This window comes from Thalassotalea mangrovi (assembly GCF_005116735.1).
Taxonomy (GTDB): domain Bacteria; phylum Pseudomonadota; class Gammaproteobacteria; order Enterobacterales; family Alteromonadaceae; genus Thalassotalea_A; species Thalassotalea_A mangrovi.
Genome location: NZ_SWDB01000009.1, coordinates 145,159 through 159,254, shown reverse-complemented (window position 1 = coordinate 159,254; position 14,096 = coordinate 145,159). Strand labels below are relative to the sequence as shown.

The window sequence follows — 14,096 nt, the reverse complement described above, 5'->3', positions numbered from 1 at the left end:
AATTGACAGGTAAGTCTCTTCATTAATGTCCTGACACCTGTTGCTTGCTGCGACCAGGCAGGCGCATGTTATCCACCATTAATTTCGCTTTTTCCGGCGCTTTGCTACCCAAAGCGGTGACGATAATCGCCACCGTAAAGTTCACGATCGCACCTACGGCACCAAAGGCGTTAGGCGAGATACCAAAGAACCAGTTTTCTGGCATTGCTCCTAAAAATCTGGTGCTGGGAATAAACATAATGCCTTTGTGCTGGAATACATACAGTAAGGTAACGCCAATCCCGGCACACATACCGGCAACGGCAGCTTTTCCCGAGATGGTTTTCGAAAATATGCCCATCATTAATGCCGGAAAAATCGAGGATGCGGCCAGGCCAAAGGCCAGGGCAACGGTTCCGGCGGCAAATCCTGGAGGGTTTAAGCCCAGGTAGCCGGCCAGCAGTATCGAAAGGGTCATGGTGATTCGCCCCGCCAGCAGTTCCCGTTTTTCAGATAAATTGGTGAAAAACAGTCCTTTCATCAGATCATGGGAAACCGAAGACGATATCGCCAGCAATAACCCGGCTGCGGTTGATAAGGCGGCCGCTAAGCCCCCCGCCGCCACCAGGGCGATGACCCAGTTGGGCAGATTGGCAATAGCCGGATTTGCCAGCACCATAATGTCGCGATCAACCGTTACCAGTTCATTAATATTTTCATCGGCATGATATTGGATTTTGCCATCATTATTTTTATCTTCGAACTCTAATAAGCCGGTGACTTCCCAGTCTTTAAACCATTGTGGTCGTTGTTCATATTCAATATGCTGACCGGGCTCTGGTTCGATGGTATGGGATAAGTTCAATCGTGCCATGGCGCCAACCGCCGGGGCGACGGTATATAGCAAAGCGATGAATATCAATGCATAGCCGGCACTTGAACGAGCGGCTTTAACGCTGGGCACCGTGAAAAATCGCATGATTACATGCGGCAGGCCGGCGGTGCCGATCATTAACGACAGGGTGTAGGCGAACATATCCAGGCGATTGTCCATACTGGCTGTGGTGTATTGAGCAAAGCCAAGATCGGTGACCACCTGATCGAGTTTATCGAGTAAATAGGTGCCACTGCCATCGGCGAGCGTCGAGCCTAATCCTAATTGTGGAATCGGGTTTCCGGTTAACTGCAGCGAAATAAAAATTGCAGGTACCGTGTAAGCGAAGATTAACACGCAGTATTGGGCTATCTGGGTGTAAGTGATACCTTTCATGCCGCCCAGAACCGCATAAAACCAAACCACTATCATGCCGATTCCTAAGCCCAGGCCATAGTCCACTTCCAAAAAGCGCGAGAAGGCAACACCTACGCCTTTCATCTGGCCGATGATATAGGTTAGGGAGGCAATGATCAGGCAGATAACCGCGACAATTCGCGCGGTACGGGACATAAAACGGTCGGCGATAAATTCCGGTACCGTAAATTTACCGTGTTTACGCATATAAGGTGCCAGTAACGTTGCCAGCAGCACGTAACCACCGGTCCAACCCATTAAAAAGACACTACCGCCGTATCCAAGAAAGGCAATTAAACCGGCCATGGAAATAAACGAAGCGGCACTCATCCAGTCTGCCGCTATGGCCATACCATTTTGTACCGGGCCGACATGACCACTGGCAACATAAAAATCACTGGTCGAAGCGGCTCGCGCCCACCAGGCAATGGCAAAATACAGGGCAAAGGAACCAAATACAGCAATGTAGGTATATAACTTCAACTCATCCATGATTTATTCCTTCACTGCAAACATTTTATCCAGTTTATTCATTTGCCGGGTGTAGTAAAAAATCAGAATGACAAAGGTATAAATAGAACCTTGTTGGGCAAACCAGAAGCCGAGCTTATAGCCACCGAGGCGAATCTCATTAAGTGGCTCAACCCACAATATGCCACAACCAAAGGAGACCAGAAACCAGATGCTCAGGCAAATGCCAATCAGCCGTAGGTTGGCGCGCCAGTATAGCTCATTCGCGAGTTCCTGGGTTTCATTGAGTCCCTGTTGTTCTTTAACCTGTTGATTCATTGCGATTCTTTATTGTCATGTCCTGACTATTTTATGACATGTTTTGTTGAAAAAATCACCTATTTAAATTTTCATGGTAGATTGACCCAAAGCAGCGACGCCTGCTGAGAGCTTTGCATGCGGGGAGTGGCGAAGCCAGGTAGGAAAAACGGGCCGAAGCCCGTTATTTACAATGTGATAAACGCCTACTCACTTGCCCCGTTAGCGGAGGGAGCGGCACCATTATTTTCAGAGTGGTTAGCAGGTTTTTGTGGTTGGGTTACAGTGATAGCGTCCCGAACCAAAGGGTGTTCACCGGTTAGCAAGTCACTCAGGGTACCTTTTTCTTTATCGACAATACCTAATTCTCGCATCATGCTGTCAACTAATGGCGCATTGGCGCGATAGTTTAATGCGGCGTTTGTGATTTGCTCGGAAAGGCCAGCACCAGCTCCCGAACTTTCAGCCCCAGAGGCAACCGTATTACCCTGTCCATAGCCTTGCAAAATCTTGATGCCTTCGATGTTTTCAAGCGGCTTGACGGCGCTGGCAACAATTGATGGTAAGGCCTGAAGAATCGCCAGGGATTTTTGCAATTCCACCTGCTCATCACGGAGTGTATTCTCTGCTTCGTACAGGGCTTTTTTACCTGCAGCTTCTACCGCGTAGACCTTTTCATCGGCTTCGGCTTTGAGTTTTTTCGCATCCGCATCCGCACGGGCTTCGGTCAGAATCGCTTGCGCTTTATCTTCTGCCGCTCGCTTATCCGCTTCCGCCTGAACCGTGATGCCTACCGCTTCACGTTCCGCTTCTTTTTTCGCATCGATAACTTCGATTTCTTTTTGACGATTCGCGACCGCGATCTGCTTGGCGGTTACAACCGCCTCTTCTTTTTCTACCTTGGCTTTTTCAGCCTCGGCTGCTTTTGCGCGAGCTGCAGACTCTTCTTCCGATTTTTGAGCGACTGCAATCTGTTTTTCCTGCATTGACACTTCAACATCACGCTCTTGTTGAATACGTGCCTGCTCAAGTGCTTTGCGTTTTTCAATTTCCTGCGTTTCAATATTTTTCGCTTTTTCAATTTCAGCCGCTTCAACAGCACGCTGTTTGGCAATTTCAGCCTCGCGTTCTTCACGCTCTTTGATTTCACGTTGTTTAACAATTTCTGCCTGTTGCTCAACACGCTTGAATTCGATCGCCTGCTGTTGGATCAACTGTGCTTCCTGTTGTTCTTTTTGAATTTCCAGTGACTGCTTTTCCGCTTCCAGGTTGCGCTGCTCGATCAGAATACGATTTTCCTGTTCGATATCGTTGGTTTCTTTACGCTTTTCCTCAATGATTTTTGCCAGGCGGGCACGACCTTCCGCATCAAATGCGTTGTTTTCATTAAAAAACTGTAAATCTGTCTGGTCAAAACCGGTTAATGATACCGATTCCAGCTCGAGACCATTTTTCTCAAGGTCGGTCATTACATTTTGCTGAACTTTTTGTACAAATTCGCTTCGTTGTTCATGCATCTCAGTCATGCTCATCTCAGCCGCAACCGCACGTAACACGTCAACAAACTTAGATTCCATCAACTTTTTCAGTTCTTCAACACGCATGGTGCGGGTACCAAGCGTTTGCGCGGCCATAGAAATACCTTCGCTATTGGGTGCTACCCGAAGGTAAAAATCGGCTTTTACATCGACTCGCATACGATCTTTAGTGATCAGAGCATCTTTTTGTGTTTTTTCCACTTCGATGCGCAGCGTATTCATATTTACCGGAATCGTTTCATGAACGACCGGCAAGACGATAGCACCGCCGTCCTTAACGACCCTTTCACCACCCATACCGGTGCGGACAAAGGCGATTTCTTTGGTTGCTCGAATATACAGCTTGGCGATGATCAGGCCGATGGTCATCAGCGAAATCAGTACTACACCAGTAATAATTAACATCAGGGTGAAATTGTCACCCGCAGTGAACTGTTCCATTTGGTTTCCTTTACTTTTTTCGTTTTTATGGGGTTAAAGGTGCAGCTATCCAGCTGCTGTTGGCTTTTTCAATTAATACAACCTGAGTACCTTGCAGGAACTCATCATGGTCATTTTCGGGTTCCACCATTACATAGTGTTTTTGATTGAAATCATCTACCAGAGAGGCTTCGGCAGCATTGCCTCTGCGGGCCCTGCCCAGGGTGATGGTGGCAACTTTGCCGGAAAATTCAATGGTCGACACTGCCGAAGTTTCATTTTTTGGAATGATCCTGGCGATCGCATCACCAAACGTGTGGGTGATGATCAGCGCACAAAATAAAGCGACAGGTTTTGCTGCCCAATAAAGGAGTTCAATATTAACTGAGCTTAAAACAAGATAGTTATAGATCAGTCCGGACAGACCAAAACTGGTAAGCATCAGAATCAGCCAAACCAGCAAGGGTAACTTGTCCAGACACAACCAGCCAAGCACTGAGGTTAGGCCGCCAGAACTGACATCCGCATCGACATCTGCATCAATATCAAACCCGGTCAGATCATCAAGCAGGGTCATCACACTGGAGCCAATGACCAGCGCAATACCCTCCAAAAGGGCCAATCCAAAGACAATGGTGAGCGCGACGGAAAACGCAAAATTCACGTCGCTTAATAAAAAATTCAACAAAAGAGATTCCCTTCTTCGCTATTTTTAAAGCATCAATTTACTGTATCTTTAGTGCTCATGCCAAGGGTTTCTGTTTAACAAGTAATCCATGTCATTGGTTATACGTCTCGGCTACATCCAGGATCTGGGTTGGCGCTCGACTTCAAAAAGGGCAAAGTCGGCGATGGTTTTGGCTAACTCTTCTTTTATGTAGGGAACCGTGACAGAGCCACTGGCAAGGACAAACTGGACACTGGCCAGTTGATGTCTCTTCTGCCAGATACTTTGTTTGATTTTCACTTGCTGCAATTTATAGGCTTCAAAAATGTGGTAATCAACGCCAAAACAACCCTTGCGCACGTAAATATAATGATTATCAGTGGCAATTCCCCAACGACGATAGCGCATAAAAATAACCACAGATAAAAATACGCTCAGCAGTGATGTGATGAGCAGTGGCATCGTTTTATCGGCAACGGCTAACAGGGTAAGCAGTGGAATGGCAATTAGGGCTAACAGTAGATACAGGCGCAGCAGATAGCGACGCTGGATGGGCTGAAAGTTTATCGCCGGCAATTGGCTTTGCGGATAAGCATCCGCTACCAGAAAGTCCCGCTGCTCAGCGGTCACTGATGGCACAATGATTTTATTGGTTCCTTCGCTTAGGGATGGCTGACCTTGATTGGCAGCATTAGCGTTCATTTGCTCAAACTTGATATTGATTCGTTTGAATAATTTGTCTAGCCAGTCCTGCTGACAGGTGACCATTTGCATGCGCGAATGCGGCATGGTGATTTCATGCCGGCTAAACAGTCCACTTCTGCGAATATATTTACTGTCTGCCTTACTCAATGAAAAATCATAAAAAGTGATAATGGCACCAATCACAGAAATCAGAGACATGATTGCCATGACAATAATCACCAGGGTTATTACCGCAAGGGTTAATTGCCACCATGGCATGTGTGCACTACTGACGATTTGATCGATATCAATGCCTTTCGCCTGCAGGTATTCGGGAATGCCTTTGGTCAAATTATCAATAAAGGGAGCGAGCGCACCCAATACAATCCATACCCGGTTATTAGAAATACCGTGCAACACAATATCTGAGATAGAACGACGGTTAAGTACGACCTCTCCCTCGAGAGAAGCCGATTGCTCCCCGGCAAGACCTTGTTCATTTGTCGTGGTTGTTGCAGATTGGCGATTGTCTGATGCTTTATGACGCACGATTTCGCGCCTGAGCTGCTCGGCGAAATGTTTTTCCAGTGCCGCGATATTGGCTTCCTGTTGCGCCGAACCGGCACTGTCGAGTTTTAGCGTTGCATAGCCAAAGGGACGATAGTACCAGGGGTGGCTGACTTCAACATTTTGAATGCGGTTAAAGGGTAAGTTCAGATATTTTTTAGAAAATACACCGGAGCGAATTTCCAGGTGATCATTACTCAATCGATATTGGAAAAACCAATAGCTGAGAATTGAGCTGACGATTATCAGGGCTAAGATCGCTATCGAGAGCGGCAACGCTGCCTGGGGATTTTTTTGGATCTGGTTATAGCCGACCAGCAACGCTGGCAGCAGGTAAGCCATATTACCGACAAAGCCGCGGACAAATCTGAGCGCATAATAGATGACCGCGATCGGCGATATGCGGTGCCATTGACTGACAGTGGCTGCGCCTTGATAGTCGCTATTATCAGATGGCGTGTTATCCGTCATTATTACCGCCTTTGTGGGAAAGAATAAACTGACGTATCGATTGTGCAGTTTTCAGCTCAAGTCCGGGGATCTCAAAGGTGTGCATCGCCCCACCAGCACTAAACACCTGCAGTTTTGCCAGTTCATTGCGGCGATCCAAGGGCCCCCGCTTTAGTTCAACATGCTGAATTCTGGTGATTGGCTGGGTGATTACTTTACGAAACAACAATCCGCTTTGATAGGACAGGTCCTGTTCTCGCAAGGCATAGGCTTTAATAGGCTCAGCAAACCACTGATAGATAAATGTGAACAAAAATATCAGTGATAAAATTGCAAAGACAAATAACAGGATGTTGCTGACCTTTTCGGGTAACCAGGTGTCAGGCAATACCAGGACGATTAACAACAGGGATGGAAACACGAATGACAACAGACATCCCAGGATCCGTGTCCATTTGATATGCATTGGCGAGATAGCGGTAAAATTTATCGACTGTATTGATGGCAACACATCGACTGGCAATTGGTTATTGCTAAAATCGGTATTCAAGCGATTGCTCCCGGTAAACGAATCTGAACGGCTGGTAGTGATAACCGTGCATCACAATATTGTAAGTAACACTATGATCTTAAATCAATTAACTCATGCAGATGAAGAAAAATCAAACGCTTTGATCGATCATCCAATGGCTAATGAAATAAACACTTATGATTTGGATCGCAACAATGTATGATTTGAAGGTGTTAAGAATTAATTATTCCTAATAAATTGATTTTATTGTAAGTTAATATTCCTTGAGTTTACCTGCTGTCCACGTTATAAACTACAGCATTATCCGCTAGCATCCCGATGAAAAATTCATGTCTGTTTCTGAGTCGCATCATCAACATACCGGGCTAACTGTCTTCATTGAACAGGTGGCGCGATTTCTTGCGTCAGAGCAGATCATTGATGACTATACCAGGCGTTATGCCTACGGCACCGATGCATCATTTTATCGCCTGGTGCCGGAGTATATTCTCCATTTATCGTCACTGGCGCAGGTGCAACTGGTGCTGGAACATGCGAATCAGTGCAAAGTGCCTGTCACGTTTCGAGCGGCAGGTACCAGTTTATCCGGTCAGGCGATTAGCGACTCGGTTTTGATCATACTTTCCGAGCAGTGGCAGGATTACCAAATCTTCGACAATGGCGAGAAAATTAAACTGCAACCAGGCTTAATCGGTGCCCGGGTTAATGAAATATTGAAGCCTTACGGCCGCAAAATAGGTCCGGATCCGGCGTCTATCGACAGTTGTAAAGTAGGCGGCATTGCAGCCAATAACTCGTCGGGGATGTGTTGTGGAGTAAAGCAAAACTCCTACCATACCGTAGCCGATGTGAGCATGGTGTTGGCTGACGGTACCCTGCTCGATACCAGTGACCGACAAAGTTGTCAGCAATTTATCGACAAGCGTCCTGAGCTTTATCATGGATTAATGGAACTTGCCGTTCAGGTGCAGGCCGATGAGGAACTAGCCGCGCATATCGCTCATAAATATCGCCTTAAAAACACCACTGGCTATGGCATTAATGCCCTGCTCGATTTTCAGGATGGTATCGAGATCATCAAGCGTTTGCTGATTGGCTCGGAAGGCACGCTTGGATTTATTGCCGATATCACCTACCACACGGTCGTCGACCATAAATTGAAAAGTGCCGGGTTATTCATTTTTAATGATATTCGCCAGGCATGCGAACTGGTACCTAAGCTGGCACCCCTTGACGTTGCCGCGGTTGAATTACTCGATAGCAAAGCATTACATGCGGTCGAGCGGCACCCATTGCTAGCGGGACAGCTTACCGATTTACCTGCAGCTGGCGCGGCGTTGCTGATTGAAGTCCAGGCAGATGATAACGCGACGCTAAGCCATAAAGCAGATGTCATCACTGACCTTATTGATTCAATGCGTTCGGATATATTCCTGTCGTTGGATTTCAGTCAGGATGTGAGTCGCAACGCCCAGTTATGGAATATTCGCAAAGGGACCTTTCCTGCCGTGGGCGCCCATCGCGACAATGGCACGACGGTGATTATTGAAGATGTGGCGTTTGCGGTGCAAGATTTAGCGGCTGCGGTGACCGAGTTACAGCAGTTGTTTGTAAAATATCACTATCATGAAGCGATAATCTTCGGCCATGCGCTCGATGGTAACCTGCATTTTGTGTTCACCCAGGCATTTGCCACTCAGGAACAAATCGGCCGCTACCAGGCGTTTATGGAAGCGGTAAGCCAACTGGTTGTTGCAAGGTTTGGCGGTTCGTTAAAAGCCGAGCATGGCACCGGTCGCAATATGGCGCCCTTTGTGCGACGGGAATGGGGTGATAAAGCCTATCAGTTAATGCTGAAAATAAAGGCGTTATTTGATGAGCATAATATTTTAAACCCTGGGGTTATCATCAACGATGATCCGCATGCTCATCTTCAGCATTTAAAAGCCATGCCTGCGGCCGATGACATCATTGATAAGTGTATCGAATGTGGATTTTGTGAGCCGGTTTGCCCTTCTAATGGCCTTACCTTAACACCACGGCAACGGATCACCGTCTGGCGGCGGATCAGCGAGTTAAAAGCCCTGTTGGCAGATGCTAATGCTGCTCCAACATTGCGCCAGCAGTGGCAACTGCAGTTACAGCAACTGCAAAAAGACTATCCGTATATGGGCATAGAGACCTGCGCTGCGACCGGTTTGTGTGGCATGCGCTGCCCAGTCGACATTAACACCGGGGAGTTTGTTAAAGCTTATCGCCAACAGGCCATTAAGGACTCGGCAATCAGGCGAAATGTCAGTAAACAGCTCGGCAATCGCTTTGCTACCACCCAGGTTCTGGCTCGATGGTCATTAGCGGCTCTTGATAAAACCCGCGCCCTGGTGGGAGAAAAAGCGGTTTCAAAAGCCATGGCATTAGGTAACTCTATCTCTAAAGGCCTGATCCCTGAATATCAATCATCCCTGCCTGCCAGCGAGCAACCTCTTGCGGCGGAGAAGCTTAACTCTAATTCTCAAAAACCGGGCGCGCCAAAGGTCATTTATTTCCCGACATGTGCCGGACGGATTTTTGCTGCCGATAGTGATGCCGACGATCAACGACCCTTGCCGGTGGTGTTTACGCGGCTGTTGCAAAAAGCCGGTTTTGATGTGGTAGTACCCGAGTCAATGAACCAATTATGCTGCGGAATGCCATTTTCCAGCAAAGGTGACGCGGCGCAAGGTCATGAAAAGGCGAAGCAAGTGATTGATACCCTCGATGATTTGCTGTTGAGTGAACGCAAAGATGGCGAAACCTGTTATCTGGTTACGGATGCCAGTTCCTGTGCCCTGCACCTAAAAGAGCAGCAAGGCCTTTTGAGCTCTGGCCAGCCATTGAAAGTGTATGAAGCGGCAGAATTTTTAAATCAGTTCGTGGTGGAAAAACTCACCATTACCCCGGTTAGTGAGCCGGTGATGTTACATATAACCTGCAGTTCAAAGCGCTTAGGGCAGGAAAAACATTTATTGCAGCTGGCACAGCGTTGCGCGGCAGAGGTAATCGTCCCTGCCGATATTCATTGTTGCGGGTTTGCCGGCGACAAAGGCTTTTTCGTTCCCGAGCTTAATGCTAACGCGCTGAAATCGCTACATGCGCAAAAGCCGGAAAATTGCCAAATCGGTGTATCTAATGCCCGCACCTGTGAAATAGGCCTGTCGAAGCACAGTCAGATTCCTTATCAATCAATTGTTTACCTGCTGGATAAGGTCAGCATTAACGACAACAAAGCAAGCAAGAGTAATCCAGATGACGTATATTGACCATAGAAATTGGCGCGCCATTATCATTAGTTGCCTATGCGTTTTGGTGCTTAGCGCTTGCCAGGTCACCTGTGACCTGGAGCAGCCTCCTCTGGTGCCTGGCCCGGTGAAAACCGGCTCGCACTTCTCCAGCGGTCAGTTTGCCTCGTTATCCGAGCTATTATCGCAACTGGATGACGTCGACGTACTCCTGGTCACCGATCATACCCTGCCGGAACATCTTAATATGGGGACCGGTGGTGCCCAGGGCAAAGAGCGGGTGTTTATCGACCCGGCGGCCACGCTATTGGCTCGTGAACTGAATAATCTCGGTTTGAATAGTTTTACCTTAAATGTCGAGGATATGACGTTTGCAAAGGGTGAACTGGCCGATAAAGCATCGGTGGATTTTGCCTATGGCGAATACGATAAGGTTTTGCAGCGAGCGGTCGCTAATGGCATTACCATCATTGCCCTGCATTTTGATGCTGATATCATGATTGCAGATGGCGAGACCGTTGCCAATTATATCGGTGGCACGCAAATTATTTTTGACCCTGATAGCCTGTCTGAGAGCTCGTTTAAGCTGGGCTATTACTTATTGCATGATTATCAGGTCCTGGAGTCTTTGCTTGATGCAGGATTCCGACCTCGCCCGGGCTATCGCCATGAATTTCGTTTTCAGGCCAACCAGACATTAAAGATCATTGGCGACTCAACCGGTGGCGGTTTGCTGTTGGAATTGGCCTCACAGGAACAGGCGATGCGTTTGTATCGCAGCCCTGAGGCGATAACTGCGGCATTGCAACCAAGTTTGCAATTATTGGCACGAGCCATCAGTGATTTTCGCTGGCAACTTTCTCAATCTGACAAAAAATTATCTCAACAATAACTCGATTACTTATGATGAACCTATTTACCCGTGCACACAATCTGTCTCGCTTCGCACGCACGGCGATGATTTCCGGTATCGCCTTATCCCTGTTTTCCTGCGCTAGTCGCGATATCAATACTGATTTTCAGTCTGAAAATTATTCCTCCCGGGTGCGTTTCCTGGTCATGCACTATACCGTCAGCGACTGGCAAAGCTCACTGACCACCCTGACCAAACCACCAGGGGGGGTGAGCTCTCATTATTTGATACCCGAGACCAACGATGAAACTTACCAGGAGAGCGATTTGCAGGTTTACCAACTGGTCGATGAATCGCAACGCGCCTGGCATGCAGGTCCCAGCTCTTGGGAAGATCGCAGTGCTATCAATGACCAGTCGATTGGCATCGAACTGGTGAATCAGGCCAACTGTATTTATCAGGAAGACAATCAGCGTCTCGACTTTCACAATGACTACCTATGTGATTATAAAGAGTTTTCCGAGCAGCAAATCCAACTGCTGATTAAGCTCAGCAAAGATATTTTAAAACGTCATCCACAAATTACTCCGACCCGTGTCGTTGGCCATGCCGATATCCAGCCAGAATGGAAATCTGATCCGGGTCCCAGGTTTCCCTGGTACACCCTTTACCAGCACGGCATCGGCGCCTGGTATGATCAGGAAACCTTATTTCGTCACTGGCAGCAGTTGACCAGCAAAGCGTTGCCGGAAATTTCCCAGGTCCAGTGTGCCCTTAAACAATATGGTTATGGCATTGAACTGACCGGTGTGTTTGACGAGCAAACGCATGATGTTATCCGCGCGTTCGAGCTACATTTTCGCCCGTGGCAGGCCGACGGTTTTATTGATTACAAAACCACGGCGACTCTGTGGGCGTTACTGGAAAAATACTTCCCGCATGCGATAAATCCAAAAGGTGAATTTTTCTGTCATTTTCAGGATCAGATTCACCAGCTAGCACCAGGCAAAGAGGATCAGCGCCAGGGAGTCTTTACTTCAACGCCGAACTAAGGTTTCGATGGAGTTTTTTCAAAACTATCGGTCAGGGCGATATCAGCTCATTGGTAAGGTAAGTTGTCACCAGCAATCATGGTGAACAATCAATAAAGAGAAACAGCAACAAGTTTGAAAATGGATTTACATTATATTTCTGCAACCGAGTTGCTTAACCGCTACCAGGATCTTAGCCTTTCGCCAATTGAGGTTTGTGATGCTTACCTGCGACGAATCAATCAGCTAAATGACAAGGTCAATGCTTTTACTTCGCTTAACCCTGAGGTGGCGATGAGTAACGCATTGCAGGCGAAGGAGGATTATCATCATGGCTCCTTCTCGGCTCTGAGTGGCTTACAGCTTGCGATTAAAGATGAAACTTATATTGCCGGTGAGCCGATGACTAATGGCTCATTGTTGCTTAAGGATAATATTGCCAGTACAACCGATCCGGCGGCGGAAAAACTTCTGACTGAGAAAGCCAGCGTTATTGGCCGCACCACTACGCCGGAGTTTTCCGCTTCCAGTGTCACCTGGTCAAATCTGTGGGGGGTAAGTCGCAACCCCTGGAACCTGGATGTTACCTGTGGAGGTTCATCGGGCGGCAGTGCGATAGCCGTTGCCAGCGGAATGTGCAGTTTTGCTAATGGTACTGATATTGGTGGCTCGATACGCATTCCAGCTGCCATGTGTGGTGTCTATGGTTATAAGCCTCCGCATGGACGAATCGCCGAAATCAGCCCATACAACATAGACCCCTATTGTCATCACGGCGTCATTGCCCGTAGTGTTGATGATACTTTTCTTGCTTATCAGAATATGAAGGGCCCGCACCCACTCGACTCTCACTCATACATACCGGATAACTTTTCCATATCATCGGCCCTGCCGGATGTGCGAGGAATGCGCATTGCCGTTTCCACCAATCTTGGTTTTTATCAGGTTGAACCGGATATAATCGATAATTTGCTGGCGTCGGTGAGGTTATTGAAACAGGCTGGCGCTACGGTTGAAGTTGTGGAAATTGATTGGGATGAGCGCATCATTCAAACCGCAAAAACCCACCAACGCGCCCTGATGGGTAAATTAATGCTGCAGGATTATGGTGCGCCAGAGCAGCGTAAGGTACTCACGCCGTACATGCGGCATTATCTGGATAAGGTCGAACAAACCACCCTAGATGATGTGTTTCAGGCAAACCAGCATTTATGCGAAATGTGGGACAAGATTGCTCCGGTTTTTGCTCGCTTTGACGCCCTGCTGTGTCCGACGGTTGCCACCAGCAAAGTACCCGCCGATTATGATTATTCGGTTGATCAGCTTGAGATAAACGGCCGACCGGTTGATGCCAGCAAAGGCTGGTTTATGACCTACCCGTTTAACAGTCTCGGGCAGTGTCCGGTAATGGCGATGCCGAATGGCATGTGTACCAACCAGGTACCAAGTTCGCTACAGATTGTTGGTCGCCCGTATCAGGAAGCACCGGTATTTGCCATCGCCAGGTATCTTGAACAGGCACAACCGATCCGCTGGTATCAGGATCATTTCCCGAGCTTTCAATCCGTTGGCTTGTCTGGTAATAATTAAAATCAGGAGATTGATGGTAACTAATTGAAAAAGTTATTGTCTTACCTAAAGTTTGGTGGCCGCTTCAGACCACGTTACAGCACCCATACTTACCATTAATCAGGGAAATTCCATTGCAAGCCGATCTAAAACGTATTTTTAAATGCCTAATGCTGATTGTTTGTTCAGGCTTAATCTTAGCTTGCGCCGCTATCGGAGATAACAGTGCAGATATTGATGAGTGTCGCGCGATTGCCTATACATCTTCAGATGACTCGGGTCATGGTGCTGTCGCTACGTTTGATTCATGCATGGCGGTAAAAGATAAACAGCGAAAAGAACATCAGAGGCAGGAAACAATGCAATTGTGGGCGAATTATTTTTTCGACCTTATTATCGACAATGATGAAGAAGACTATTAAAAATCAAGGGGTCAGAGTTGTTGATTTTCAACAACTCTGACCCCTTG

Annotated in this window: 11 protein-coding genes; 5 read left to right on the top strand and 6 right to left on the bottom strand. The window is 47.5% G+C overall.

Annotation, left to right across the window (positions count from 1 at the left end; genetic code table 11):
- Positions 1 to 22: 22 nt before the first annotated feature.
- From E8M12_RS04825 to E8M12_RS04800, 6 genes are all read right to left on the bottom strand, one after another.
- Positions 23 to 1,762 (bottom strand): sodium:solute symporter family protein, encoded by a 1,740-nt coding sequence (locus tag E8M12_RS04825; RefSeq protein ID WP_136734956.1) that lies wholly within the window; start codon positions 1,760 to 1,762, stop codon positions 23 to 25.
- A gap of 3 nt (positions 1,763 to 1,765) precedes the next feature.
- Positions 1,766 to 2,059, bottom strand: coding sequence for a DUF4212 domain-containing protein (locus E8M12_RS04820; protein WP_136734955.1), 294 nt, complete (start codon positions 2,057 to 2,059; stop codon positions 1,766 to 1,768).
- Between the two features lie 185 nt (positions 2,060 to 2,244).
- Complete coding sequence (locus E8M12_RS04815; protein ID WP_438363454.1) at positions 2,245 to 3,981, bottom strand: flotillin family protein; 1,737 nt, start codon at positions 3,979 to 3,981, stop codon at positions 2,245 to 2,247.
- Between the two features lie 61 nt (positions 3,982 to 4,042).
- A complete protein-coding gene (locus E8M12_RS04810) occupies positions 4,043 to 4,684 on the bottom strand; it encodes a YqiJ family protein (RefSeq protein WP_136734953.1) in 642 nt (213 codons plus the stop codon).
- A 111-nt stretch (positions 4,685 to 4,795) separates the two neighbouring features.
- Positions 4,796 to 6,385, bottom strand: coding sequence for a PH domain-containing protein (locus tag E8M12_RS04805; RefSeq protein ID WP_136734952.1), 1,590 nt, complete (start codon positions 6,383 to 6,385; stop codon positions 4,796 to 4,798).
- On the bottom strand, positions 6,375 to 6,914 hold the full coding sequence (locus E8M12_RS04800; RefSeq protein WP_246034013.1) for a PH domain-containing protein: 540 nt from the start codon (positions 6,912 to 6,914) through the stop codon (positions 6,375 to 6,377). Before E8M12_RS04800 ends, E8M12_RS04805 begins: the two co-directional genes overlap by 11 nt.
- A gap of 311 nt (positions 6,915 to 7,225) precedes the next feature.
- Here E8M12_RS04800 and E8M12_RS04795 point away from each other — a divergent pair, with 311 nt between their 5' ends.
- The 5 genes from E8M12_RS04795 to E8M12_RS04775 all read left to right on the top strand — a co-directional run bounded on the left by E8M12_RS04795 (position 7,226) and on the right by E8M12_RS04775 (position 14,049).
- Positions 7,226 to 10,195, top strand: coding sequence for an FAD-binding and (Fe-S)-binding domain-containing protein (locus tag E8M12_RS04795; protein ID WP_136734951.1), 2,970 nt, complete (start codon positions 7,226 to 7,228; stop codon positions 10,193 to 10,195).
- Positions 10,182 to 11,066, top strand: a complete 885-nt coding sequence (locus E8M12_RS04790) for a hypothetical protein (RefSeq protein WP_136734950.1) — start codon at positions 10,182 to 10,184, stop codon at positions 11,064 to 11,066. The genes E8M12_RS04795 and E8M12_RS04790 overlap by 14 nt, the downstream gene beginning before the upstream one ends.
- An 11-nt stretch (positions 11,067 to 11,077) precedes the next feature.
- On the top strand, positions 11,078 to 12,079 hold the full coding sequence (locus E8M12_RS04785) for an N-acetylmuramoyl-L-alanine amidase (protein ID WP_136734949.1): 1,002 nt from the start codon (positions 11,078 to 11,080) through the stop codon (positions 12,077 to 12,079).
- Positions 12,080 to 12,199: 120 nt separating this feature from the next.
- Positions 12,200 to 13,648 (top strand): amidase, encoded by a 1,449-nt coding sequence (locus tag E8M12_RS04780; protein ID WP_136734948.1) that lies wholly within the window; start codon positions 12,200 to 12,202, stop codon positions 13,646 to 13,648.
- A gap of 113 nt (positions 13,649 to 13,761) precedes the next feature.
- Positions 13,762 to 14,049 (top strand): hypothetical protein, encoded by a 288-nt coding sequence (locus E8M12_RS04775; RefSeq protein WP_136734947.1) that lies wholly within the window; start codon positions 13,762 to 13,764, stop codon positions 14,047 to 14,049.
- Positions 14,050 to 14,096: the final 47 nt, after the last annotated feature.